The sequence below is a fragment of the Pseudomonas sp. RA_35y_Pfl2_P32 genome, from assembly GCF_963970735.1.
Lineage (GTDB): Bacteria > Pseudomonadota > Gammaproteobacteria > Pseudomonadales > Pseudomonadaceae > Aquipseudomonas.
This window is the reverse complement of the sequence record NZ_CAXAQF010000006.1, coordinates 150,464-176,435: the sequence shown is the minus strand read 5'-3', so window position 1 is coordinate 176,435 and position 25,972 is coordinate 150,464. Positions and strand designations below refer to the sequence as shown.

Below are 25,972 nucleotides of genomic sequence, written 5' to 3'. Positions count from 1 at the left end.
CCAATTGAGCTTCACCGCTGTCACGCGGCTGACTCCACTCAGCTTTTTATTCGATGACCGCGTTCATCCACGGTTTTCAGCCTGCACAAGCAATCTCTGCCGGCCTCTAACAACTGTAGGAGCTGGCCCGCCGGCCGGCTCCTACGGGGCGTGCGTTACTGGCCGGTGATCATCGGCAGGTTCAGGCCCTGTTCTTTGGCGCAGTCGATCGCGATCTGGTAACCGGCGTCGGCGTGGCGCATGACGCCAGTGGCCGGGTCGTTGTGCAGGACACGGGCGATACGCTCAGCCGCTTCGTCGGTACCGTCGCACACGATCACCATGCCCGAGTGCTGGGAGAAGCCCATGCCGACGCCGCCGCCGTGGTGCAGGGAGACCCAGGTCGCGCCGCTCGCGGTGTTGAGCAGGGCGTTGAGCAGTGGCCAGTCGGACACGGCATCGGAACCGTCCTGCATCGATTCGGTTTCGCGGTTCGGGCTCGACACCGAACCGGAGTCCAGGTGGTCGCGGCCGATCACGATCGGTGCCGACAGCTCGCCGCTGCGCACCATTTCGTTGAACGCCAGGCCCAGCTTGGCGCGCAGGCCCAGGCCAACCCAGCAGATACGTGCCGGCAGACCCTGAAAGCTGATGCGCTCGCGCGCCATGTCCAGCCAGTTGTGCAGGTGGGCGTCGTCCGGGATCAGTTCCTTGACCTTGGCGTCGGTCTTGTAGATGTCTTCAGCATTGCCCGACAGTGCAGCCCAACGGAACGGGCCGATGCCACGGCAGAACAGTGGACGGATGTAGGCCGGTACGAAGCCGGGGAAGTCGAAGGCGTTTTCCACGCCTTCTTCTTGCGCCATCTGACGGATGTTGTTGCCGTAGTCGAAGGTAGGAATGCCCATTTTCTGGAAGTCGAGCATCGCCTTGACGTGCACCGCCATCGATTGCTTGGCGGCTTTGACCACGGCAGCCGGCTCGGTCTTGGCACGGGCGCGGTACTCTTCCCAGGTCCAGCCGGCCGGCAGGTAGCCGTTCAGCGGGTCGTGGGCGCTGGTCTGGTCGGTGACCATGTCCGGGCGTACGCCACGCTTGACCAGTTCCGGCAGAATTTCTGCTGCGTTGCCCAGCAGCGCGATGGAAATCGCCTTGCCTTCCTTGGTGTATTTTTCGATGCGGGCCAGCGCGTCGTCGAGGTCGGTGGCCTGCTCATCGACATAACGGCTGTTCAGGCGGAAGTCGATGCTCACTTGCTGGCATTCGATGTTCAGCGAGCAGGCGCCGGCCAGGGTTGCAGCCAGAGGCTGGGCGCCACCCATGCCGCCCAGGCCTGCGGTCAGCACCCAACGGCCTTTGAGGTCATCGTTGTAGTGTTGGCGACCGGCTTCGACGAAGGTTTCGTAGGTGCCTTGGACGATGCCCTGGCTGCCGATGTAGATCCAGCTGCCGGCGGTCATCTGGCCGTACATGGCCAGGCCCTTGGCGTCCAGTTCGTTGAAGTGTTCCCAACTGGCCCAGTGTGGCACCAGGTTGGAGTTGGCGATCAGGACGCGCGGGGCGTTGGCGTGGGTCTTGAACACGCCGACCGGCTTGCCGGATTGCACCAGCAGGGTCTCGTCGTCGTTCAGGTTGGTCAGGCTTTCGACGATCTTGTCGTAGCATTCCCAGTTACGCGCTGCGCGACCGATACCGCCGTAAACCACCAGTTCTTTAGGGTTCTCGGCAACTTCCGGGTCGAGGTTGTTCATCAACATGCGCAGCGGCGCTTCGGTCAGCCAGCTCTTGGCGGTGAGCGTGTTACCGCGGGCAGCGCGGATTTCGACGTCACGGTATTTCGTAGGCTTATTCTCGGTCACGAACAGAACTCCTCAGCAATCAATCCAAACCAACCCAGGCGGCGGGCGAGCAAGCCGGCGAACAACGATGCACACCAGCGAATCAGTGGACGATGGTCGAGTCTCCGTGACTCATACGCATACGTCTTTACTTGTACATACAAGCATATGCAATCGAGCGGCCAACTTGCTGGATAAGCGCTCAACAAAGTCTTGGGACTGGCGCAAAAGCCCTAGGGACAAGGGTTTGCCGGCTGATAATTTTTTCCGCTGGATTGTGTGTGAGGGTCAGCTAGCTGTTACTTGCGCCGGGGTTTGCCTTGAACTGGGGCGTTCGGTAACAAAAGGGTGCGCGCGGGGAAACGCTTGCGCCGGGCAAAAAAAATCGCGGGCAAACCTCGCTCCGGCAGGAGCAGGCTTGCCCGCGACGGGGCGAACGCGCGGTCAGCTCAGCATGCGCTCAACTCAATCACGCAGCAGGCACCGTTACTGGCGACTTCCAGCATTTGGTTGTTAGCGTCCAGTTGCAGGCAGTCATGCCGCCCCAGTTGCTGGAAGTTGTCACCGAGTTGCACCTGCAACTGCTCGGTAACACTGAACACCAGTACGCAGTGGGCCGCGGTAAAGAACCGTTGCTCGCCCGCCAGCCATTGCAGGCGGGCGCTGTAGCGCTGCGGCGAGTAGATCAGGTTGAAGTCGCGGATCGCGCCACCGAGCAGGGTGCAGGACACCTGGCTCTCGCCGCTGAAGGCAAAAGGGTCCAGCGGTAACAGTGGGCGTGTGTCCTGACCGTCGACGGTCAAGCACATGCCCGCACCTTGCAGCACGGTGATCACCCGCTGGTAACCGGCGAAGGTGGAGAAACCGCCCGACTCGCCGATGTCGGCAATCGACAGGCGCCAGCCGAAGCCGTCGAGGCCGGTGCCGGCATCGCGGGTGATTTCTTCGGTGCTACCGCCGCCGTTCTTCCACGGCATGCGCGGATAGTCGGCCGCGCGCAAGACCTTCAACTGACTCATGGGTGCCTCGTGTCTTATTTATGAAACCGCCCTTCCAGGCGATGGCGGGAACCGGGGTGAATCAGGCGAGCGGCGGTCACCGGCTGGCGGCCCGACCAGGTGCGGCGACGAATCAGCAGGCAGGGCTCGCCCTTTTCGATTTGCAGCAACTTGCATTCGCTGGACTCGGCCAGGATCGCCTCGACCACATGCTCGCCCTCGGTCAGGGGCGCCACCTGGTTCAGATAGGCGTACGGCGTTTGTTGGGTGAAGTCTTGCTTGAGGTAATCCGGCGCCACCAGGGCGTTCACAAAACGATCCTCGATCTGCACCGGAATATCGTTCTCGAAATGCACGATCAGCGAGTGGAAGACCTTCTGCCCTTCGCGCATGTCCAGCGCCAGCGCACGCTCGGAACCGGCAGCCTCTTCTTCCAGGGTGATCACCTTGCAGGTGTGGCGGTGGCCACGGGAGGCGATTTCATCGGCAATGTTGTGCACTTCAAACAGAGCTGACTGGCTCTTGGGTTCGGCGACAAAGGTGCCGACGCCCTGCATGCGCACCAACAGGCCGTCGGCCGTCATCTCGCGCAGGGCGCGATTGATGGTCATGCGGCTGAAACCCAACTGGCTGACCAGCTCGCTTTCCGACGGCACACGGTAGTGCGGCGGCCAGTTTCCACTGTCGATCTGCTGGGTGATCATCTGTTTGACGCGTGCGTACAAGGGCGCCGGACTGTCGCCCAGGTTGGCACTCAGCGTCGATACTGCAGGCGGAGTCGGCACAGGAAATCCTTGTTGATGGCTGAAAGTCACTAGCTTGCCGGAGTTTACCGAGCAGGCAAACGTCTGTATATGTATATACAAATAACACACGATGGGGTGCTGAACCATGTCCGCCTTCTTTGCCGAGCGCGCGCTACTGCCTAACGGATGGGCCAACAATGTACGTCTTGAGGTCGGTGCCGATGGCCTGCTGACCCACATCCAGGCCGATGCAAGCGCGCAAGGCGCGGAGCAGGTGAGTGGCCCGCTGCTGCCGGGCATGCCCAACCTGCACTCCCACGCGTTCCAGCGGGCGATGGCCGGCCTGGCGGAAGTGGCGGGCAATCCGAACGACAGTTTCTGGACCTGGCGCGACCTGATGTATCGCCTCGTCGGAAAGATCAGCCCGCATCAGTTGGGCGTGATTGCTCGCCAGCTGTACATCGAAATGCTCAAGTGCGGCTACACCTCGGTCGCCGAATTCCACTATGTACACCATGACCACAACGGCCAGGCCTACGCCGACCCCGCCGAGCTGTCGCTGCAGATCAGCCAGGCTGCCAGCGCCGCCGGAATCGGCCTGACCCTGCTGCCGGTGCTGTACAGCCATTCCGGTTTTGGTGGCCTGGCGCCGAACGACGGCCAGCGCCGCTTCATCAACAGCACGCAAAACTACCTCGACTTGCAGGCGCGCTTGCAGCCGATCCTCGCGCAACAGCCGGCACAGCGCCTGGGTTTGTGTTTCCACTCGTTGCGCGCCGTGACACCGCAGCAGATCAGCGACGTACTGGCCGCCAGCGACCCGCAGTGCCCGGTGCATATCCACATCGCCGAACAGCAGAAAGAAGTCGACGACTGCCTGGCCTGGAGCGGTCGCCGGCCACTGCAATGGCTGTATGAAAACACCGAGGTCGATCAGCGCTGGTGCCTGGTACACGCGACCCACGCCAACCCGGAAGAAGTCAGTTTGATGGCGAACAGTCGCGCGATCGCCGGCCTGTGCCTGACCACCGAAGCCAACCTGGGTGATGGAATTTTTCCGGCCGTGGACTTCCTCGCCCAGGGCGGGCGCATGGGCATCGGCTCCGACAGCCACGTGTCGCTGAGTGTGGTCGAGGAATTACGCTGGCTGGAATACGGCCAGCGCCTGCGCGATCAACGCCGCAACCGCCTGTATGGCGCTGAGCAACCGATGGTTGGACGTACCCTGTACGACGCCGCGCTCGATGGCGGCGCACAGGCGCTGGGCCAACCGATTGGCGCCCTGGAGGTGGGTAAACGCGCCGACTGGCTGGTGCTCGACGGCAATGATCCGTACCTGGCGACTGCCAGTGGCGACGCCATCCTCAACCGCTGGCTGTTTGCCGGCGGCGACCGTCAGGTCCGCGATGTGCTGGTCAACGGCAAGTGGGTGGTGCGTGACGGCCATCATCCTGGCGAGGAAGAGAGCAGCCGGGCGTTCACCCAGGTGTTGCGCGACCTGCTGGGCTGATGCCTGCTCTTCTCTTGTCGGAGCAAGGCTTGCCCGCGCTGGCGTCTATAAGATCGTCATCGCCGGCAAGCCTGGCTTCTACGGTTACTTCGAGGTCTTGGCCATCTGCGTATCCGACACACGCCAGATCAGGCGAGTGGTGTCGTAGCCCTGCTGACGCGCCCGGCTCAGCAGTTCTTCGCGGGTCTCGTCATTGACTTGCGGCTTGCGCGACAGCAGCCAGAGGTAGCGGCGGTTGGGGTTACCGACAATCGCGCTCTGGTAGTCGTCGCTGACGTACAGCACCCAGTAATCGCCCTTGACCACCCCCGGCAACAGGCGGGTAAACCAGTTATCGAAATTCACCCACAGCTTGTCGGTCCTGCCCGGCACTTGCGGCGTGGCCGTGCCCCGGGCTTCTTCCCAGGTCCATTCAGGCGTCAGGCAGCGGTTGAGCACGTCCATGTCGCCATCGGGCCTGAGGGCATAGTGGGCTTCGGACTGGGCGCAGTTGCGCTGGAAGTACATCGGCATGCGCGCCAACTCGTACCATTTGCCCTGGTAACGCTTGAGGTTGACGTTATTGGCCGTTTTCGGTGCCAGCGAATCATCGCCAGAGGTGGCACAGCCGGCCAAGATCAGACCGGCTAAAAGAACTAATACAAACCGCATCATTATTTTTCTCCCGTGGGCGCTTGGCCCCGGTTTACTTCAGGCCTTGCCCGGAAAACATCAACACTTTGTCACCGGCAAATTGCACGCTGATAAAGCTGTTCTTGTCGCCCCAGGTGCAGCTGGACATCCCCAAGGCGCCGGAACAATCGGCAGGCTTGCCCAGCAAGGTTTCGACCTCGGCCTTGGGCATGCCCGCCGAGAGTTTCGAGTAGTTTTCCTGGTTGACCTTGCTGCAAGCGGCCAACAGCACGCAAAACGACAGCAAGGCGATAGATCGCAGCGACATGGTGAAACTCCTGGGAAGAGACGCTGGCATGGCTGCCAACCAGAAGCTTAGAAGAGAAAACCCCCATCTGGTTCCCAGCATGGCCGGGTATTTCTTGAACGGTCAGATCGGCAATCAACGCTTGAATCGGACACCTTTTTGCGCGCACGACATTTCGTCGCTTTTCGCCAAACCCGGCTCATCTTTGCCGCCGTCCTGTCGACATCGGGTAGATTCTGGAGGTGATCACCAGCCTCTCCCAGCAAACCAACCTGCTGGCGCTCAATGCCGCCATTGAGGCGGCGCGGGCCGGTGAAGCCGGACGGGGTTTTGCCGTGGTCGCCGACGAAGTGCGCAACCTGGCCCACCGCACCCAGGATTCGGCGCAGCAAGCGCAAAAGATGATCGAAGCGCTACAGGTGGGCGCCCGCGAAGCGGTGAGCATCATGACCGACAGCCAGCGCCAGAGCGAAAGCAGCGTCGGCATCGCCAACCAGGCCGGCGAACGGCTGGGCAGCGTGACTCAGCGCATCGGCGAAATCGACGGCATGAACCAGTCGGTGGCGACCGCAACCGAAGAGCAGACAGCGGTGGTCGAGTCGATCAACGTCGACATTACCGAGATCAACACCTTGAACCAGGAAGGGGTGAAAAACCTGCAATCGACCCTGCGCGCCTGCGCCGACCTGGAACAGCAGGCGGCGCGGTTGCAGCAGTTGGTGGGGAGTTTCCGGATCTAAGGCGCTCTCACCGACCTCATCGCGGGCTTGCCCGCGATGGCGGCATTAGCAACAACAAAGAGCTAGAAGCGCGACCCCGGCTGACGCAGAAACGCGACTTCCTCTGGCGTACTCTCACGCCCCAGGATCGCATTGCGATGGGGAAAGCGGCCAAACCGCGCGATGATCTGTTGATGCCGCTCGGCGTAATCGAGGTTGTCGGCAAACACCCCACGCTGTGCCTGCGGCTGCTCGTCCAGCAAGTGGGCAAAACGCGAAATCGCCTCGTTCTGCACCGCCAGGTGCTCGCAGTGCTCAAACACCAGGTAGATGAAGACACGCTGGATCGGCCGCAACTGCCGATCGAAATCCGCGGCAACGCCTTGCGCCACAAGCTGCTGGGCACGCCGGTCACCGGAAAATGCAGTGGGGGTATCGCGATAGATCATGCGCGGCAGTTGATCGAGCAACAACACCAGGGCCAGCCAACCTTCGGGACGTTGCGCCCACTCGGTCAATCCGCCGGCCAGTGCCTGGTCCACCAGGAGCGCAAAACGCTCACGCGCTTCACGGTCCTGGCTGTCACGCTTGCCGAACCACAGACCGCCCTGCTGCGCCGCCACTTCGTTGGGGTCATCGGCTGTACCGAACCACCATTGGAGCAACGGCTGCCAGGGCGCGGTCATGGTTTATTCCTTGTGGTAAGCCGTGGCGCGCTCGACTTCTTCTTTCGAGCCCAGGAACACCGCTACGCGCTGGTGCAGGCCTTCTGGCTGGATGTCGAGGATGCGCTGGTGACCGTCGGTGGACGCACCGCCCGCCTGTTCCACCAGGAACGACATCGGGTTGGCTTCGTACATCAGACGCAGCTTGCCCGGCTTGGACGGCTCGCGGCTGTCGCGCGGGTACATGAACAGACCGCCACGGGTCAGGATGCGGTGTACGTCCGCGACCATCGCGGCCACCCAACGCATGTTGTAGTTCTTTTTCAGCGGGCCTTCTTCACCCGCCAGCAACTCTTGCACGTAACGTTGCACCGGCGCTTCCCAGTGACGCTGGTTGGACATGTTGATGGCGAATTCCTGGGTGGACGCAGGAATGGTGATGTCTTCGTGGGTCAGGACGAAGCTGCCCATTTCGCGGTCCAGGGTGAAGCCCTTGACGCCGTCGCCCAGGGTCAGAACCAGCATGGTCTGAGGACCATAGATGGCATAACCGGCAGCGACCTGCTGGGTGCCTGGCTGCAGGAAGGCTTTTTCGTTCAGCGGTTCGTTCTGGGTCAGGTACTCGTTCGGGCAACGCAGTACCGAGAAGATCGTGCCGACCGGGGCGTTGATATCGATGTTCGACGAACCGTCCAGTGGGTCGAATACCAGCAGGTAGGCGCCTTTCGGGTATTTACCCGGGATCTGGTAGGCATTGTCCATTTCTTCGGACGCCATGCCGGCCAGGTGACCGCCCCACTCGTTGGCTTCGAGCAGGATTTCGTTGGAGATCACGTCGAGCTTCTTCTGCACTTCGCCTTGCACGTTTTCAGTGCCCATGCTGCCCAGAACACCGCCCAGGGCGCCTTTGGAGACGGCGTGGCTGATTTCCTTGCACGCTCGCGCCACTACTTCGATCAGGAAACGCAGATCGGCAGGAGTGTTGTTGCTACGGGTCTGCTCGATCAAATAGCGACTCAGGGTAACGCGGGACATGTAAGGCTCCGGAGAAGTGGGGGCTAAAAACCCGCGCAGTTTAACGCGAGTCGTTACGCAATTGCTCTTATCAGACGAGATTCGCCTGACAGAGTTCATGCGCCGGGTTGAGCGTAGTCGCAAAACCGCACAGTCGGATCAGGGTTTGACCGCCGGTTTGCGCAACAAACTGAAGGCCATGGCCGCCAGGAACAGCACGCTGAGCACCAGTACAGCCCACAGGCCAAGCTTCTTCCAGTCGGCGCCCTGGGTCAGCGGCGGCGCCACGACCGGCGAGGTCACCAGCGTGCCCTCCTCGACCCGGGCCTGGCCGAGGTTCTCCAGGCGTTTGGCGCTGATGTCCGGAATCAGGGTGGCCAATGGCAGGCTCGCGGTTTTTGCGCTGGTGCTGCCCAGCGCCAGGCGGTAAGGCCCGGCCCCCCGGGCGAGGAACACCAACTGGGTCGCGCGCACCGCATACCGCACGCTGGGCGCCTCGGTGCCCAGGCCACCACCGCGGTCATCGACGGTGAGTTTCAACTGCTGCACCACTTGCCCCGGCAGCTGCAATTGGTCTTGCAGCACCTCCTGACCGTTCTGGGTCAGGCGGTAGAGCAAACCGCTGCTCAAGGTCTGCCAGGGCAGGCTGCTGTCGCGACGCCCGGCCAGCGTCACCGGCGCCAGGCTGTTGGCCTCGGTCAATTGCACCTGCAGGCGCTCGACACGCAGGCCCATCGGCAACTGCCAGGTGTATTCGCCGGACGGCATACGACTGCCGGCCACCGGCTCGGACCACGCCAGGGGGTGCGCCGGGCTGCTGGTGAGGCTCTGCAACTGCGCCGAGGTCAGCACCGGGGCCGCCTGCGGGGTTTGCCACAGCAGGCGCAGGTAACGCGCACGCTGCCCCGGCAGCGCGACTTCATGCTGCTCGACCCGATCGTCGGCAAACGACAGGCGCGCCACCTGCCCTTCGCCCCAGGCCTGCCAATGCTGCAAATCGTCACTGGCTTCGATGCTGAATCGCTGGAAACCGTCCTGCTCGCTGGACCAGTCGAGGATCAATTGCTGCAACGGCGCCTTGATTGCACTGGCATCCAGCAGCCAGCCACGGCGCACTTCCTCCCCAGCCTCCAGTTGGCTGGACGGCTGCACCTGCACCAGGGTGCCGGCGGCATTGGACTGAACACGCACGTTCGGCACCGCCGAGCCGGCATCGGCCGAGTCGTACAGCGGGAACCCCTTGACCTCATGCAGTTGCAGGCGCTCACCACTGGGCGCTTGCTCGCGCGCCAGCGAATAGGCCTGCGCTTCTCCGGCGGCGTTGAACACCCGCACGTCCGCCAGATCGGTCTGCCGGGCATGCAGTTGCACCGCCAGGGGCAAATCGAGGCGGTACCAGGGGCCTTCGCCGCTGAGGGTCAGCGGCACTTGGGTGGCGAAGTTCGCCGCGGTTTCCCCGGCCTGCGCCGACAGCGCCAGGCAGCAGCCCAGCACAGCCAGCCAGCGCGGGCTCAACATCATGTTCAAGGCGACACTCCTTCAGATTCATTGGCCGCTTCATGCGGCTCAGGCGCAGCTTCGACACGTTTGGGCGGCAACGGCGCGAAGTAGCCGACCACCAGCAGCAGTACACCAACGCCGATGAACGACACGATGCGCGCCAGCCCACCGCGGTTGCTCAGCTCGACAAAGACCAGTTTGGCCACCACCAGCGCGATCAGCGCCGCGCCCACCAGCCAGACTTCCCGACGTTTGCGCAGATGCCCGCCGATCATCAGGCCCAGGGCGATCACGGTCCAGACCAGCGACAGGCTGGCCTGCACCAGCATCGACCCCAGCAACGCCTCCAGCTCGTACGGCACGCCACCGAAATGGTGGGCACTGCGCATCACCACGGCGGTGAAGAATGCGAACAACGACACCCCAACCACCCCTTCGCTGGCGAGCCCGGCGTGTTCAAAGCGAAACGCCAGTTGGCCCTGGGCACTGCGTGACCACACATACACACCGAACAAGGCAAACAGCAGGCCGATATCCAAGGGGTTGAGCAGTGGCAGGTACGGCAACGGCTCGGCGTTGCCAGCGCTGACCGTGTTGGCCAACCAGAACCAGCCCAGCATCAGCACCGCCAAGGGCAGCGCGGCGTACAGACGGTACTCGCGGGCATAGGCCGAGACCGGCCACGGCCAGGCACGCGGCGCGGCCATCAGCACCAGGTACAGGCTCGGCAGAATCGCCCAACCCAGCCAGCGCCAGGCGTTGTACTGCTCCGAAAGCACCAGCAGGCCGTAGCGCAACTCCAGCGCCAACACCCCGATCAACAGCCAGCAGCCCAGCGCATGGGCCACGCTGGCGACCTGCTTGGCAAGCATCGGCGCCAGGCGTCGCAACGCGACGAAATGCACGGCGAACACCGCCACCCACGCCAGCCAGCCAAAATCCGCCGCCGGGTGATAGCGCCCATGGGACGCCGCCCACAGCACCAGGGTGGCCGCCGGGATCAACAAGGTGCACAGCCCGCCCAGGGCCGACCAGTTCAGGCGCAAGGCCAGCCATGCCCACAGCGCCACACTCAACGCGGCACCGCCCAGCAGCAGCGCACCCGCCAACTGCACTGGCGCAAAACGCAGCACTTCGCTCACCAGGGCCAATGCCCACCAGGCCGCGCCCCAGGCCAGCAGCAATGCGGACATGCGCCGCAGGCTCAACGCGTCAAAGGCACTGGCAGGGCTGCCCGCCTGCAAGCGCCAGGCCCCGACCATGGCCGCCAGCCCCAGCACCATTGGCGTCCAGAACCCGCCATGGGCCAGTGGCCGCAGGCCTTCGGGGTCCAGCAGGTCCTGGCCGGCGATCAGGAACGCCGCGCCACCGAGCAGTTGCACGGCAAACGCGGTGAACAGGAAGGTGCGTGATGGCAGACGCAGGCCGACGAACAAGGTCGCCAATCCCGCCAGGGCCCAACTGATTGCCGTGCCCTGGGTAAAGAAAAACAGCGGTGCCAACAGATAAAGGAACGTCAGGCCGGCGCAGGCCAGAGCCGGCAAGCCCTGGCGTTCCCAGGCCTGGGTCTGCTCTGGCGTTGCCTGGCGTAGTTGAGCGAAGGTGAACAACAACGCCAGGCCGAGCATCAAGGCGCCCAGTGGCGCCCCCTCGATCAGGCTGGTATCGCCGACATCCAGTTCACTGAGGAACGCCAGCGCCGAGCCCAGTTGCAGCAGCAGGGCAAAGGCCCGGGCCAGCGGCCGCTGCTGGCGCAAGCCGAGCCAGTAGATGCCCGCGCCTTCGACGGCCCAGGCGGCGGCCGTCCAGCGTGCATCCAGGCCCAGGGGAATCGCCAGGCTGGTAAAGATCACCCCCAGCGCCAGGCACGTCTCACCCAGCAACAGCGCGCGACCGGTACTGAGGACACGAGCCAGGCCCATATAGATAAAGCCCAGCAGCAGCGCACTGAAGGCGGCCGCGAACTCCAGGTGATGAACCACCGCGAACTGCAGGCCAAAGCCCACCAGCGGCGGGCCGAACAGCATCGTGCCGTCGACGTAGTCGCCCTTGCGCGTCGACCAGTGCAGCAATACTTCGCGGTTGCCATCCACGGGGGCGTCGCTCATTTCCAGCAGTGTGCGCCGAGCGAACAACAGGCCGATGGCCAGGTACATCAGGAAGAACAGAATCAGGAACGGCTCGGTGCTCCACAGCAGTTCCGGGGTATAGGAGCGCAAGCCCCAGGCCAGGCCGATGCTAAAGGTGCCGACGAAACCAATCAGGTTCAGCAGGCGCCAGGCCTTGAACCAGGCGATGCCGAAAATGCCGGCGTTGAGCAGGGCGAAGTAACTGAACAACGCGACGTGGTTACCCGCGCCAGTGGAGGTCAGGATGGGCGCGGCGAATCCGCCCAATGCCGCGGCGCAGGCCAGGGCCAGGGAGTCCTGGGTGATCGCCAGGATCGCCGAAAACACCGTCACCGCCACCATCAGGCCGAGGGCCGCCGTTGGGTCGAGCAAGGGGTGCAAGCGCATGGCGGCGAACACCGTCAGGTACAGCACGGCAATCCCGGTGCCCTGGAGGATCAACGCGTACTGGGTGTTGCGCAGCCGCAGCCACCACCCCAGGCCCAGCAAGGCCAGGGCCGCCGCCGCAACGCCGGCATAGCGCAGCTCGATCGGCACCACCATGCCTTCGGTGGCATAACGCAACAAAAACGCCAGGCCGAAGAACAACAGCACCACGCCCACCCGCAGCACCGTATTGCCGCCAAACAGCCAGTCACGCGCACCGGTGAGGGCGCGCTCGAACAGGCTGGGGGCACGGGGTTGGGCCGGGATCCGGGGGACAAAGGATGGCTCAGGCTGTGGCGTCCACAGGTCGACCGGAGCAGGCTCGACACGGGTTTGGGCCAGGCTGATTTCAGGCGGTAGCTCCCAGACCAGCTCGGCCGCGATGGATAGCACCGCAGGCGCTGGCGCCTGCGCCGGGACAGTCTCGGAATGGGGGAGTGGCCCGGCAAGAGCGCCGCTGCCCTCCAGCGAGGCCAGGCGCTGCTCCACCGCGCCCAAGGCCGCCTGGGCCAGCTTCAATTCTCGCCCCTGCTGCACAGCCTGCGCATTCAAGCGTTGCAGCGCCAACGCCTGGCCGGCACCCAACCCGATCAGCGCACCGATGAAGGCGTCGCTGAACGACTCATCAAGCAGCCAGCCGAGCACCAGCCCAATCAGCATGAACATCCATTGCATGGTCGATATCCCTTCGCGTAGGCACTGCCGCACATTGCGATCTTGCCCATTGCACCAGTATATCGATCGCCCCCGCCCGAACTACGAGACTTTTCTTGCCCCCCCCTACTCCAGGGCCTTCCAGATATCCGTGGCGTACTCACGAATGGTCCGGTCAGAGGAGAACCAGCCCATCCGCGAGCTGTTGAGCACCGCTGAACGCCACCACTCCTTGGCGTCGCGCCAAAGGGCATCGACGCGCATCTGCGCGGCCCAGTAGGAGTCGAAGTCGGCACAGACCAGGAAGCGGTCGTATTCGATCAAGGAGTCGATCAGGCCGGTGTAGCGCGCGGGATCATCCGGCGAGAAGACCCCGCTGCGAATCGCCTGCAAGACATCGTTGAGCCGGTGGGACGCGGCGATATCCGGGGCGGCGTGGAACTCGTGGTTCTGCTTGCGCGCCTCGACCTGTTGGGCGCTCAGGCCAAAGATGAACATGTGCTCGGCGCCGATGCGCTCGGACATTTCCACGTTGGCCCCGTCCAGGGTGCCAATGGTCAGGGCGCCATTGAGGCCGAACTTCATGTTGCTGGTGCCGGACGCCTCGAAGCCGGCGGTGGAGATCTGCTCCGACAGGTCGGCCGCCGGAATGATGCTTTCGGCCAGGCTGACGTTGTAGTTGGGCAGGAACACCACTTTCAGCAGGCCGCGCACGGTTGGGTCGTTGTTCACCGTACGGGCGATGTCGTTGGTCAGCTTGATGATCAGCTTGGCCTGGTGATAACTGGCCGCCGCCTTGCCGGCGAAGATCTTCACCCGCGGCACCCAGTCGGTCTCAGGCTCGGCGCGAATCGCCTGGTACAGCGCCACCGTGTGCAACAGGTTGAGCAACTGGCGCTTGTACTCATGGATGCGCTTGACCTGCACGTCGAACAGCGCCGCCGGGTTGACCGCGATCCCCAGGCGTTCGTGAATCAGATAGGCCAGGGCTTTCTTGCTGTGCAGGCGCTGCTCGGCGAACTGCTTGCGAAATGCCGCCTTCTCGGCAAACGGCTCCAGGCCCTGCAACAGCTGTTCGGGGTTATCCAGCAGTTCCGGCCCCAGGGCATCGACCATCATCGAGGTCAGTTCCGGGTTGGCCTGGTACAGCCAGCGGCGGAAGGTGATGCCGTTGGTCTTGTTGTTGATCCGCTCGGGGTACAGCTTGTGCAACTCGGAAAACACCGTGCTGCGCATCAGTTGGGTGTGCAGGCCGGACACGCCGTTGACGCTGTGGGAGCCGAGGAACGCCAGGTTGCCCATGCGCACCCGACGGCCGTTGTCTTCCTCGATCAACGACACCGCGCGTAGCACGTCGAAGTCGTGGATGCCCTTGGCCCGCAACGAGTCGATGTGCTGGGCGTTGATCAGGTAGATGATCTGCATGTGCCGCGGCAGCATCCGCTCCATCAGCCCAACCGGCCAGGTTTCCAGCGCTTCGGGCAACAGCGTGTGGTTGGTGTAGGACAGGGTGTCGACCGTGACCTGCCAGGCCGCGTCCCACTCCACGTCATAGACGTCGACCAGTTGGCGCATCAGCTCGGCCACGGCAATCGAGGGGTGCGTGTCGTTGAGCTGGATCGCCGCGTGATCGCCCAGGGTCAGCACCGAACTGTGCATGTTGCGATGGCGCCTGAGCAGGTCCTGCAGGGACGCGGCGACAAAGAAGTACTCCTGGCGCAGGCGCAGTTCCTGCCCCGCTTCGGTGCTGTCGGCCGGGTAAAGCACCCGCGAGATGCTTTCGGCGCGAGCCACTTCGGCGACTGCGCCCAAGTGGTCACCGGCGTTGAAGCGCTCCAGGTGCAGGTCCTCCATGGCCCGTGCCCGCCACAGGCGCAAGGTGTTGACGCTGGCTCCGCGCCAGCCGACCACCGGCGTGTCGTACGCCACCGCGCGTACCGTTTCCGATGGCGTCCAGACTTGCTTGCTCTTGCCACCGGCATCGATGAGGGTCTCGACGCTGCCGCCAAAACCGATCGGGTAGATCACCTCCGGCCGCTCGAACTCCCAGGGGTTGCCGAAATCCAGCCAGTGCTCGGTCTGCTCCTGTTGCCAGCCGTCGACAATCGCCTGGCGGAACAAGCCGTGTTCATAACGAATGCCGTAGCCATGCCCGGCAATGCCCAGGGTCGACATGCTTTCCATGAAACACGCGGCCAGGCGGCCGAGGCCACCGTTGCCCAGGGCGGCGTCCGGTTCCAGCAGGCGGATACGCTCCAGGTCGACCCCCAGCTCGGTCAGGGCCTCGCGAGCCACGTCCAGCAGGCCCAGGTTACTCAGGCTGTCGTAGAGCAGGCGGCCGATGAGGAATTCCAGCGACAGGTAGTACACCCGCTTCTGGCCTTTGCGGTAGATCTGCCGCGTATGGTCCATCCAGTGCTCGACCATGTGATCGCGCGCTGCCAGTGCAATGGCCTCGAACCAGTCATGGTCGAAGGCGTGATCCGGATCCTTGCCAACGGCGTAGGTGAGTTTGGTCAGGACGGCTTCGCGAAATGCGGCCACCTCAGCTTCGCGAACAAGTGGTTCTTGAGTCATCGATAGGGCCTCGGGCGAGCATGGAATTGACTGAGCCTAGACGGTCTGACAAACGGCGCAGGCGCTGGTTCGGGTGTTAGACGCAATGAGCTGAATTCAGCAGTTCTGGGGCAAAAGGATGCAGGGGGCGTGCCGGAATCTTGAAAAAGTTGTTCAAAAAACCACCAATCCCGTATCATCGCGCGCCCGGATACAACGCTCCCCCTTGGAACCCTGATGAAGCCTCAACTGATCGCCGCCGCGGAACTCGACCGTCTCGAAACCTGGCAGAAATACTCCAGCCATATGTGCGGCGGCTGCGTGTCCAGCTGCTGCACGCTGCCCGTGGAGGTCAAGATCAAGGATCTGATCCGCATCGGCATCGTCGATGAGTTCGAACGCGGCGACCCACCGAAGAACATCGCCAAGCGCCTGCAAAAGGAAGGGATCGTCGAGCGTTACAACCAGAAATCGGAAATCTTCACGCTCCAGCGCATGAGCAACAACGATTGCCTGTACCTGGATCGTAAGAGCCGTTTCTGCACTATTTATGACAAGCGCCCGGATACCTGTCGCAATCACCCCAAGATCGGCCCACGGCCGGGCTACTGCGCCTACAAGCCCAAGGAAGTGGTACGCGATACCCAACGGCGGACGCTGGACAAGTTCTGATCTGCAATCTCATTGCCTGATCTGGCCTCATCGCGAGCAAGCTCGCTCCCACAGATCGAGTGAGCACCCTAGAGCCCTGTGGGAGTGAGCTTGCTCCGGGCGGCGTTCCGACGATAGGTCCCGCTCAAACAACAGGTAAATCCCGGACAAACAAAAACGCCCCCGACCTTGCGGTCGGGGGCGTTTTTTTGCCCGCTAACTAAGTGACTTAGTTATTGGACTTCTTGGCAGCGCGGGTACGCTCGCTTTCGCCCAGGATCTTCTTGCGAAGACGGATGGACTTAGGCGTGACTTCACACAGCTCGTCTTCTTGTACGAATTCCAGAGCTTGCTCCAGAGTGAAACGTACAGGCGGAACCAGAGCGATGGTTTCGTCTTTACCCGAAGCACGCATGTTGTCGAGCTTCTTGCCTTTAGTCGGGTTAACACCCAGGTCGTTGTCGCGGCTGTTCAAGCCAACGATTTGACCTTCATAGATGTCCTGGCCGTGTTCGATGAACAGCTTGCCACGCGACTGCAGGGTTTCCAGCGAGTAGGTCAGTGCCTTACCGGTAGCAACCGATACCAGCACGCCGTTCTGACGGCCGGACATGTCGCCGGACTTCATCACGTCGTAACGGTCGAAGATCGAGGTCAGGATGCCTGCACCGGAGGTCAGGGTCAGGAACTCGTTACGGAAACCGATCAGGCCACGGGCCGGGATGTTGTACTCAAGGCGCACACGGCCCTTGCCATCCGGAACCATGTTGGTCAGGTCGCCTTTACGGATACCGATCTGTTCCATGATCGAACCTTGCGATTCTTCTGGCAGGTCGATGGTCACGTTTTCGTACGGTTCGTGCTTGACGCCGTCAACCATGCGGATGATCACTTCCGGACGACCAACACCCATTTCGAAGCCTTCGCGACGCATGGTTTCGATCAGTACCGAGAGGTGCAGCTCACCACGGCCGGAGACTTTGAACTTGTCAGCCGAGTCGCCTTCTTCAACGCGCAGAGCAACGTTGTACAGCAGCTCTTTGTCCAGACGTTCCTTGATGTTACGGCTGGTCACGAACTTGCCTTCTTTACCGCAGAAAGGCGAGTCGTTTACCTGGAAGGTCATGGAAACGGTTGGTTCGTCAACGGTCAGCGGAGTCATCGCTTCGACGTTCAGTGGGTCGCACAGAGTGTCGGAGATGAACAGCTGGTCGAAGCCGCTGATGCAGACGATGTCGCCGGCAGCTGCTTCTTCAACGTCGATGCGGTGCAGGCCGTGGTGACCCATCAGCTTCAGGATACGACCGTTACGCTTCTTGCCGTCGGCGTCGATAGCCACGACCGGAGTGTTCGGCTTGACGCGACCACGAGCGATACGGCCAACGCCGATAACACCCAGGAAGCTGTTGTAGTCCAGAGCGGAGATCTGCATCTGGAACGGACCGTCACGGTCGACTTTCGGCGCAGGTACGTTGTCGACGATCGACTGGTACAGCGGGGTCATGTCTTCAGCCATGTCGGTGTGGTCCAGACCTGCAATGCCGTTCAGGGCAGAGGCGTAAACCACTTTGAAGTCCAGCTGTTCTTCGGTAGCACCCAGGTTGTCGAACAGGTCGAAGATCTGGTCCAGAACCCAGTCCGGACGCGCGCCTGGACGGTCAACCTTGTTGATCACCACGATTGGACGCAGGCCGGCTTCGAAAGCCTTCTTGGTCACGAAACGGGTTTGCGGCATAGGGCCGTCTTGAGCGTCAACCAGCAGCAGAACGGAGTCAACCATCGACATTACACGTTCAACTTCGCCGCCGAAGTCGGCGTGGCCCGGGGTGTCCACGATGTTGATGTGGTAGCCGTTCCAGTTGATGGCGGTGTTTTTCGCCAGAATGGTAATACCGCGCTCTTTCTCCTGGTCGTTGGAGTCCATCACGCGCTCGTCGTTGAGCTCGTTGCGCTCCAGGGTGCCGGATTGACGCAAGAGTTTGTCTACCAGGGTGGTCTTACCATGGTCAACGTGAGCAATGATGGCGATGTTGCGTAGATTTTCGATCACTTGTGTATCTCGATCAGAGGATTCGGTGTGCTGACAGGTCGTGGCAGCGATTTACAGTAGAGTCAGGCCTTGCCGTTACAGCTTGACGGCAGAGTCGGGGGGCCGGTGACGCAGGCCACAGGCAAACAGCCCCGGGCTCTTAGCTCGGTCGATAAACGCGCACATTGGCATGCCCCTCACTGAGCAAATGGTGGGCATGCAGGCGACTCATCACGCCTTTGTCGCAATACAGCAGGTACTGGCGAGTAGGGTCCAGTTCCTTGAAACGAGCGTTCAGTGCATAAAACGGCATCGTTTGTACCTCGACGCCAGCCAGGGCGAGCGGGTCGTCTTCAGCGGCATCCGGGTGACGGATGTCGATGACGATCTGACCGGCCAGCGCTTCGCTGACTTCTTCAATTTGCACGTCCTGGCCCAACTCGTCGATGACCCGATCGATCGGCACCAGTTTGGCGTTCTCGAGCGCACGCTCAAGGACGGCCATGTCGAATTCTTTCTCTTCATGCTCCACGCGTGGACGCTTGGCGTGGGTCTTGGGGTTCACCGAGATGACCCCGCAGTACTCCGGCATGTGCTTGGCGAAGTCGGCGGTGCCGATTTCGTTGGCCAGGTCGATGATGTCCTGCTTGTGACTGGCGATCAGCGGGCGCAACACCAGCTTCTCGGTCACGCAGTCGATCACCGACAGGTTCGGCAGCGTCTGGCTGGAAACCTGGGAGATCGCCTCACCGGTCACCAGCGCCTCGATGTCCAGTCGATCGGCGATTCTCGACGCAGCGCGCAACATCATACGCTTCAATACGACGCCCATATGACTGTTATCGACTTTGCCGAGAATTTCTCCCAGCACTTCCTCGAACGGCACACTGACAAATAACACGCGTTGCGAGCTGCCGTACTTCTTCCAGATGAAGTGCGCCACTTCCATCACGCCCAATTCGTGGGCACGCCCGCCGAGATTGAAGAAGCAGAAGTGCGCCATCAGCCCGCGGCGCATGATCTGGTAGGCCGCCACCGTGGAATCGAAACCGCCGGACATCAGGACCAGGGTCTGTTCCAGCGCGCCCAGCGGGTAGCCGCCGATGCTGTTGTGCTGGTTGTGGATCACAAACAACCGTTTGTCGCGAATTTCGATGCGGACTTCGATTTGCGGGTCTTTCAGGGAAATTCCGGCGGCACCGCACTGGCGACGCAGTTGGCTGCCGACGTATTTCTCGACATCCATGGAGCTGAATTCGTGCTTGCCGGCGCGCTTGCAGCGTACCGAAAAAATCTTCCCGGCCAGCGCCTCGCCAAAGTGCTGCTTGCACTTGGCGACCACGTCGTCGAAGTCACCCAGAGGGTACTCATCGACCTGCAGGAAATGCGCGATGCCCGGCATGCAGCTCAGGCGCTCGGTCATGTCCTTCAAGGCTTTGGGGTCAGTCAGCTGCGTTTCCAGCTCGAGGTTGTCCCACACACCGTTCACCACCACAGCCGGGTCCAGATCGCGGAGCACGGCACGGATGTTCTTGGCCAACTGACGGATGAAACGCATCCGTACCGGGCGGCTTTTGATGGTGATCTCGGGGAAGACTTTTACGATTAGTTTCATGAAAACAGCGCGCGCTGGGCCAGCCGAAAAAGGGGGGCGCGGATTATAGCGGAAATTGCTCAAGGTTTAACCAGTTAATGTGCAGAAGGTTTTCAATGCACCAAAACGGGTCATTTATGCTTTCTGGCGCTACATTAGAGGGCGCGCTTTTGCCCTTTTCAGCGCTTTGCACCTTTATAAGCGTGATATTGGGGCAAAAAACCCAACTCGGGGCACTGGCATGCAATTTGCTCCCTTGTGAGGCAGGTTGCCTTGGCAGAGTATTCGCGCCGGCATCACCCACATTCTAAGGGCATCCACTACTCAAGCCCGAAGCCACCCGGAGGACACTATGTCGAAGTCGGTTCAACTCATCAAAGATCATGACGTCAAATGGATTGATCTGCGCTTCACAGATACCAAGGGCACTCAGCACCACGTGACCATGCCGGCTCGCGACGCGCTGGATGATGCTTTCTTCGAAGAAGGCAAAATGTTCGACGGTTCCTCCATCGCTGGCTGGAAAGGCATCGAAGCTTCCGACATGATCCTGATGCCGGACGACAGCACCGCTGTCCTCGATCCGTTCACCGAAGACCCAACCCTGATCATCGTCTGCAACGTGATCGACCCTTCGACCATGCAAGGCTATGACCGCGACCCACGTGCGATCGCCAAGCGTGCCGAGGACTACCTGAAGTCCACCGCTATCGGTGACACCGTATTCGTCGGTCCTGAGCCTGAGTTCTTCATCTTCGACCAAGTGAAGTTCAAGTCCGATATCTCCGGTTCGATGTTCAAGATCTACTCCGAACAAGGTTCGTGGATGTCCGACCAGGACGTGGAAGGCGGCAACCATGGCCACCGTCCAGGTATCAAGGGCGGCTACTTCCCGGTTCCACCGTTCGACCACGACCACGAAATCCGTACCTCCATGTGCAACGCCATGGAAGAGATGGGCCTGACCATCGAAGTTCACCACCACGAAGTGGCGACTGCCGGCCAGAACGAAATCGGTGTGAAGTTCAACACCCTGGTTGCCAAGGCTGACGAAGTTCAGACCCTCAAGTACTGCGTACACAACGTGGCCGTGGCTTTCGGCCGCACCGCGACCTTCATGCCTAAGCCTCTGTACGGCGACAACGGCTCGGGTATGCACGTTCACCTGTCCATCGCCAAAGATGGCAAGAACACCTTTGCTGGCGAAGGTTATGCCGGCCTGTCCGACACCGCCCTGTACTTCATCGGCGGTATCATCAAGCACGGTAAGGCGCTGAACGGCTTCACCAACCCGGCGACCAACTCCTACAAGCGTCTGGTACCAGGTTTCGAAGCACCCGTCATGCTGGCCTACTCGGCTCGCAACCGTTCCGCCTCGATCCGTATTCCTTACGTGTCCAGCCCACGCGCTCGTCGTATCGAAGCCCGCTTCCCGGATCCGGCTGCCAACCCATACCTGTGCTTCGCCGCACTGCTGATGGCTGGCCTGGACGGCATCCAGAACAAGATCCACCCTGGCGATGCAGCTGACAAAAACCTGTACGACCTGCCGCCTGAAGAGGCGAAAGAGATCCCACAAGTGTGCGGCAGCCTGAAAGAAGCCCTGGAAGAGCTGGACAAAGGTCGTGCGTTCCTGACCAAAGGCGGCGTTTTCAGCGACGACTTCATCGACGCTTACATCGCCCTGAAAAGCGAAGAAGAAATCAAGGTACGTACCTTCGTACACCCACTGGAATATGAGCTGTACTACAGCTGCTAATCCGGTAGCGCCAGCGCACGCGGCGTGACGATGCAAGAGGCCTCCTACGGGAGGCCTTTTTTATGGAAATTTCCGACACCACAAAGCATCGACTGCTCGTTGATTCAGCGTTGCGCCTGACATCCAGCGCAAGCCTTGGCATTTAGTCTTTCGGCACCACCACGCCGAATGAACCAGAGCCGAGCCCATGAACCGCCTGCACATCCCATCCTTTCTCCTCGCCGGCCTGCTTCTGGCGGGCTGTAGCAACACCCCGGCAACACCTGCCATCGAACGGCAAGTCCTGCTGCAGAGCAGTGCCTCTTGGGACGGCTCCCCTTACACCGCCTACCCCGCCGGCCGTCCGGAACTGACCCTGCTCAAACTCAGGATCCCCGCCAATACCACCCTGGACTGGCACACCCACCCCATGCCCAACGTGGCCTACATCCTCTCGGGCGAACTGACGGTAGAAGCGAAGGCCAGCGGCCAGGTTCACTTGCTCAAGCCTGGGCAAACCCTGGCCGAGATGGTCGACCGCGCTCATCGCGGCACCACCGGCGCCAGCCCGGTGGAACTGATCGTGTTTTATGCCGGCAGCCCGGGAATCCCCCTGTCGGAACAGCCTTGAAGCTTGAAGGCTGCTGGTCGAGCCGGCGCGACGCCACCCCCGACGCCAATGGCCAGAGGCAATGCACGATGCGTCTCTTAAGGGGTTGCCTGCTCATTTGGCTTGCTCTACCTGCCGCCGTCCTGAGCACACCGCGCCCCACCTACTCGGTGCTGGCCCTCAGCGAGCTGACCGACGGCCAGGCCCTGCGCGCCAATAACGGCTCATTCAGCGTTGGCGTACAGATCCAGCCACCGCTGCAGGCCACTCATCGCCTGCGCCTGCTGCTCGATGGCCAGCCCTACGGCCCACTCAGCGACACAACGCAGCTGCACCTGCTGAACATCGATCGCGGCGAACACCGCCTCGCCGTGCAGGTGCTGGTGCAAGACGGAGTGATCCAGCAAAGCCCAACCCTCAGGCTCACCGTGCTGCGAGTACGCAAGCGCTAAGGCAGCCACGCTGTTTTTTGCAGTGCTTGAGGCGCTGTTCAGGTTTGCGCACTATATTGGTGCAATGGTTTGCACGCTTGCCACTAATCAACCCATTTTGGTTCGAAAATACCCGTCAAAGCTGGCAGAACGCCACGTAAGGCCACTTAAAACGCCTGTTTCTGGGGTTTATTGCTTCTTTTCGGAGCCTTGGTTTGGTTTTTGCATTTTCCTCGCAACAGCGCCTCCTTCGCGCGCGCCTGCTCCAAAAGAGGTCCTAATGACCATCAGCGACGCACTGCACCGCTTGCTACTCGACAACCTGACCACTGCCACCATTCTGCTGAATGCCGATCTGCGCCTTGAGTACATGAACCCGGCGGCCGAAATGCTCCTGGCCATCAGCGGCCAACGCAGTCATGGGCAATTCATCAGCGAGCTGTTCACCGAGTCGACCGAAGCCCTGAACTCCTTGCGCCAGGCGGTCGAACAGGCCCACCCCTTTACCAAGCGCGAGGCGATGCTCACCGCCCTGACCGGCCAGACCCTGACCGTCGACTACGCGGTGACGCCAATCCTGAGCAACGGCGCCACCCTGCTGCTGCTTGAGGTACACCCGCGCGACCGCCTGCTGCGGATCACCAAGGAAGAAGCGCAGCTGTCCAAGCAGGAAACCAGCAAGATGCTGGTGCGCGGCCTGGCCCACGAGATCAAGAACCCGCTGGGCGGGATTCGTGGCGCGGCCCAGTTGCTGGCCCGCGAACTGCCGGAGGAAAGCCTCAAGGACTACACCAATGTGATCATCGAGGAGGCGGATCGCCTGCGTAACCTGGTGGATCGCATGCTCGGCTCGAACAAACTGCCATCGCTGACCATGTGCAACATCCACGAAGTGCTGGAGCGCGTGTGCAGCCTGGTGGAGGCCGAAAGCCAAGGTTGCATCACCCTGGTGCGCGATTACGACCCAAGCATTCCCGACGTGTTGATCGACCGCGAACAGATGATCCAGGCCGTCCTCAACATCGTGCGCAACGCCATGCAGGCCATCAGCAGCCAGAACGAGCTGCGCCTGGGCCGCATCACCCTGCGCTCGCGGACCATGCGCCAGTTCACCATCGGCCATGTGCGACATCGCCTGGTGACCAAGATCGAGATCATCGACAACGGTCCCGGAATTCCCGCAGACCTGCAGGAAACCATCTTCTTTCCCATGGTCAGTGGCCGTCCGGACGGTACCGGGCTGGGCCTGGCCATTACCCAGAACATCATCAGCCAGCACCAGGGCCTGATCGAATGTGACAGCCATCCAGGCCACACCACCTTCTCGATCTTTCTGCCACTGGAACAAGGAGCCACATCGACATGAGCCGTAGTGAAACCGTGTGGATCGTCGATGACGACCGTTCTATCCGTTGGGTCCTGGAAAAAGCCTTGCAGCAGGAAGGCATGACCACGCAAAGCTTCGACAGCGCCGATGGTGTGATGAGCCGCCTGGCACGCCAGCAACCGGACGTGATCATCTCGGACATCCGCATGCCGGGTGCCAGTGGCCTGGACCTGCTGGCACGGATTCGCGAACAGCATCCTCGCCTGCCAGTGATCATCATGACCGCGCACTCCGACCTGGACAGCGCTGTCGCGTCCTACCAGGGCGGCGCGTTCGAGTACCTGCCCAAGCCGTTCGACGTCGACGAGGCGGTGTCACTGGTCAAGCGCGCCAACCAGCACGCCCAGGAGCAACAAGGCCTGGAAGTGCCCGTCGCCCTGACCCGCACCCCGGAAATCATCGGCGAAGCGCCGGCGATGCAGGAAGTGTTTCGCGCCATCGGGCGCTTGAGCCACTCCAACATCACCGTGCTGATCAATGGCGAGTCCGGGACCGGCAAAGAATTGGTGGCCCACGCCCTGCACCGTCACAGCCCGCGGGCGGCCTCGCCGTTCATCGCGCTGAACATGGCGGCGATCCCCAAGGACCTGATGGAGTCCGAGCTGTTCGGCCACGAGAAAGGGGCATTTACCGGCGCCGCCAACCTGCGCCGCGGACGTTTCGAGCAGGCCGACGGTGGCACGCTGTTTCTCGATGAAATCGGTGACATGCCGGCCGACACTCAGACCCGCCTGCTGCGAGTCCTGGCCGACGGTGAGTTTTACCGGGTCGGCGGCCATGTGCCGGTCAAGGTCGACGTGCGCATCATCGCCGCGACCCACCAGAACCTGGAAACCCTGGTCCACGCCGGCAAGTTCAGGGAAGACTTGTTCCACCGCTTGAACGTGATCCGCATCCACATCCCGCGCCTGTCGGACCGTCGCGAAGACATTCCGACCCTGGCCAAGCACTTCCTGGCCCGCGCCGCACAAGAGCTGGCGGTGGAGCCGAAGCTGCTGAAAAGCGAAACCGAGGAATACCTCAAGAACCTGCCGTGGCCGGGCAACGTGCGCCAGCTGGAGAACACCTGCCGCTGGATCACGGTAATGGCTTCGGGGCGCGAAGTGCACATTGGCGACCTGCCGCCGGAGCTGCTGAGCCTGCCGCAGGACTCGGCACCGGTGACCAACTGGGAGCAGGCCCTGCGCCAATGGGCCGACCAGGCGCTGGCGCGCGGCCAGTCGAGCCTGCTGGACAGCGCGGTGCCGGCGTTCGAGCGCATCATGATCGAGACCGCCCTCAAGCACACCGCCGGCCGCCGCCGCGACGCCGCTGTGCTGCTGGGCTGGGGCCGCAACACCTTGACCCGCAAGATCAAGGAGCTGGGGATGAAGGTTGATGGCACGGATGATGATGAGGGGGATGAGGGCTAAATCCTTCACCGACCTGCACATCCATTCGCGGGCAAGCCCGCTCCCACAGGTTTTGCACAATCCCGTGGGAGCGGGCTTGCCCGCGATGCGTTCAGGGCCATCGTGCACCGACTGAATGCACCGTGAACCGCGATCGCGCACGGCAACGGATCCGAAATCCCACCTGCGCTCGCCATCAAACCTCTATCGAAAAAACACCAAAGCCCCGAAATACGGGGCTTTTGACGTTTCAACACAACATTTTGTTTCAACCCATTAGAACCTGGCACGCCCCCTGCAATAGTCCATTCAGTGATTCAGTTCACTACCCGGTTTCGGGGACCTTGGTACAGGCAGGCCGGGGATTCCCCTCTTTACATCGGGCTCACACCGCACACGCGACGAGCCCAAGCAGTTTTGGGGCCCTTGATACAGGCAGGTCAGGGGTTCCTTCTTTACACCGGGCTCACGACGCAACGCGTGAGCCC

General features: G+C 61.9%; 19 protein-coding genes and 1 pseudogene. 8 read left to right on the top strand and 12 right to left on the bottom strand.

Annotated features, from left to right (window positions below; all coding sequences use genetic code 11):
- Positions 1 to 155: 155 nt before the first annotated feature.
- The 3 genes from hutU to hutC form a co-directional block, all read right to left on the bottom strand.
- Entirely contained in the window at positions 156 to 1,838 is a 1,683-nt protein-coding gene (hutU, locus tag AACY45_RS08020) for a urocanate hydratase (RefSeq protein ID WP_339544943.1), read from the bottom strand.
- A 428-nt stretch (positions 1,839 to 2,266) separates the two neighbouring features.
- On the bottom strand, positions 2,267 to 2,836 hold the full coding sequence (locus AACY45_RS08015) for a HutD/Ves family protein (RefSeq protein WP_339544942.1): 570 nt from the start codon (positions 2,834 to 2,836) through the stop codon (positions 2,267 to 2,269).
- Positions 2,837 to 2,850: 14 nt separating this feature from the next.
- On the bottom strand, positions 2,851 to 3,519 hold the full coding sequence (hutC, locus tag AACY45_RS08010; RefSeq protein WP_232534619.1) for a histidine utilization repressor: 669 nt from the start codon (positions 3,517 to 3,519) through the stop codon (positions 2,851 to 2,853).
- 187 nt (positions 3,520 to 3,706) lie between these two features.
- Between hutC and AACY45_RS08005 the strand changes: the two genes are divergently transcribed.
- Entirely contained in the window at positions 3,707 to 5,071 is a 1,365-nt protein-coding gene (locus tag AACY45_RS08005; protein ID WP_339544941.1) for a formimidoylglutamate deiminase, read from the top strand.
- 84 nt (positions 5,072 to 5,155) lie between these two features.
- Here the strand turns inward: AACY45_RS08005 and AACY45_RS08000 are convergent, their stop codons facing one another.
- Together AACY45_RS08000 and AACY45_RS07995 are read right to left on the bottom strand one after the other, a co-directional pair.
- Complete coding sequence (locus AACY45_RS08000) at positions 5,156 to 5,725, bottom strand: lipocalin family protein (RefSeq protein ID WP_339544940.1); 570 nt, start codon at positions 5,723 to 5,725, stop codon at positions 5,156 to 5,158.
- Positions 5,726 to 5,756: 31 nt separating this feature from the next.
- Complete coding sequence (locus AACY45_RS07995) at positions 5,757 to 6,011, bottom strand: hypothetical protein (protein WP_095167330.1); 255 nt, start codon at positions 6,009 to 6,011, stop codon at positions 5,757 to 5,759.
- Between the two features lie 212 nt (positions 6,012 to 6,223).
- Here AACY45_RS07995 and AACY45_RS07990 point away from each other — a divergent pair.
- Positions 6,224 to 6,730, top strand: a pseudogene (locus AACY45_RS07990) (methyl-accepting chemotaxis protein); the annotation flags it as partial.
- Positions 6,731 to 6,792: 62 nt separating this feature from the next.
- On the opposite strand, the gene AACY45_RS07985 reads toward AACY45_RS07990, so the two are convergent.
- The 5 genes from AACY45_RS07985 to AACY45_RS07965 all read right to left on the bottom strand — a co-directional run bounded on the left by AACY45_RS07985 (position 6,793) and on the right by AACY45_RS07965 (position 15,674).
- Positions 6,793 to 7,395, bottom strand: a complete 603-nt coding sequence (locus AACY45_RS07985; RefSeq protein ID WP_339544939.1) for a DUF924 family protein — start codon at positions 7,393 to 7,395, stop codon at positions 6,793 to 6,795.
- A 3-nt stretch (positions 7,396 to 7,398) separates the two neighbouring features.
- On the bottom strand, positions 7,399 to 8,409 hold the full coding sequence (locus AACY45_RS07980) for a class 1 fructose-bisphosphatase (protein ID WP_339544938.1): 1,011 nt from the start codon (positions 8,407 to 8,409) through the stop codon (positions 7,399 to 7,401).
- A 138-nt stretch (positions 8,410 to 8,547) separates the two neighbouring features.
- Positions 8,548 to 9,909, bottom strand: a complete 1,362-nt coding sequence (locus tag AACY45_RS07975) for a DUF3999 domain-containing protein (protein ID WP_339544990.1) — start codon at positions 9,907 to 9,909, stop codon at positions 8,548 to 8,550.
- Between the two features lie 2 nt (positions 9,910 to 9,911).
- Entirely contained in the window at positions 9,912 to 13,118 is a 3,207-nt protein-coding gene (locus AACY45_RS07970; RefSeq protein ID WP_339544937.1) for a DUF2339 domain-containing protein, read from the bottom strand.
- Positions 13,119 to 13,223: 105 nt separating this feature from the next.
- Positions 13,224 to 15,674, bottom strand: a complete 2,451-nt coding sequence (locus AACY45_RS07965) for a glycogen/starch/alpha-glucan phosphorylase (protein WP_339544936.1) — start codon at positions 15,672 to 15,674, stop codon at positions 13,224 to 13,226.
- 216 nt (positions 15,675 to 15,890) lie between these two features.
- On the opposite strand from AACY45_RS07965, the gene AACY45_RS07960 reads away from it, so the two are divergent.
- On the top strand, positions 15,891 to 16,325 hold the full coding sequence (locus tag AACY45_RS07960; RefSeq protein ID WP_095167337.1) for a YkgJ family cysteine cluster protein: 435 nt from the start codon (positions 15,891 to 15,893) through the stop codon (positions 16,323 to 16,325).
- Between the two features lie 208 nt (positions 16,326 to 16,533).
- Here AACY45_RS07960 and typA read toward each other — a convergent pair whose 3' ends face one another.
- Together typA and thiI are read right to left on the bottom strand one after the other, a co-directional pair.
- Positions 16,534 to 18,354, bottom strand: a complete 1,821-nt coding sequence (gene typA, locus AACY45_RS07955; protein WP_095167339.1) for a translational GTPase TypA — start codon at positions 18,352 to 18,354, stop codon at positions 16,534 to 16,536.
- A 139-nt stretch (positions 18,355 to 18,493) separates the two neighbouring features.
- A complete protein-coding gene (gene thiI / locus AACY45_RS07950) occupies positions 18,494 to 19,948 on the bottom strand; it encodes a tRNA uracil 4-sulfurtransferase ThiI (RefSeq protein WP_339544935.1) in 1,455 nt (484 codons plus the stop codon).
- A gap of 331 nt (positions 19,949 to 20,279) precedes the next feature.
- Between thiI and glnA the strand changes: the two genes are divergently transcribed.
- The 5 genes from glnA to ntrC all read left to right on the top strand — a co-directional run bounded on the left by glnA (position 20,280) and on the right by ntrC (position 25,505).
- On the top strand, positions 20,280 to 21,686 hold the full coding sequence (gene glnA, locus AACY45_RS07945; protein WP_095167345.1) for a type I glutamate--ammonia ligase: 1,407 nt from the start codon (positions 20,280 to 20,282) through the stop codon (positions 21,684 to 21,686).
- Positions 21,687 to 21,873: 187 nt separating this feature from the next.
- A complete protein-coding gene (locus AACY45_RS07940) occupies positions 21,874 to 22,296 on the top strand; it encodes a cupin domain-containing protein (protein ID WP_339544934.1) in 423 nt (140 codons plus the stop codon).
- 68 nt (positions 22,297 to 22,364) lie between these two features.
- The gene (locus AACY45_RS07935; protein ID WP_339544932.1) at positions 22,365 to 22,727 is read left to right on the top strand and encodes a hypothetical protein; all 363 of its coding nucleotides are present in this window, start codon (positions 22,365 to 22,367) and stop codon (positions 22,725 to 22,727) included.
- A 259-nt stretch (positions 22,728 to 22,986) separates the two neighbouring features.
- Positions 22,987 to 24,072 carry a nitrogen regulation protein NR(II) gene (gene glnL / locus AACY45_RS07930; protein ID WP_339544931.1) on the top strand — a complete coding sequence of 362 codons (1,086 nt, stop codon included), beginning with the start codon at positions 22,987 to 22,989 and terminating at the stop codon, positions 24,070 to 24,072.
- Positions 24,069 to 25,505: a nitrogen regulation protein NR(I) gene (gene ntrC / locus AACY45_RS07925; protein ID WP_339544930.1), complete on the top strand. Its 1,437-nt coding sequence runs from the start codon at positions 24,069 to 24,071 to the stop codon at positions 25,503 to 25,505. Before glnL ends, ntrC begins: the two co-directional genes overlap by 4 nt.
- Positions 25,506 to 25,972: the final 467 nt, after the last annotated feature.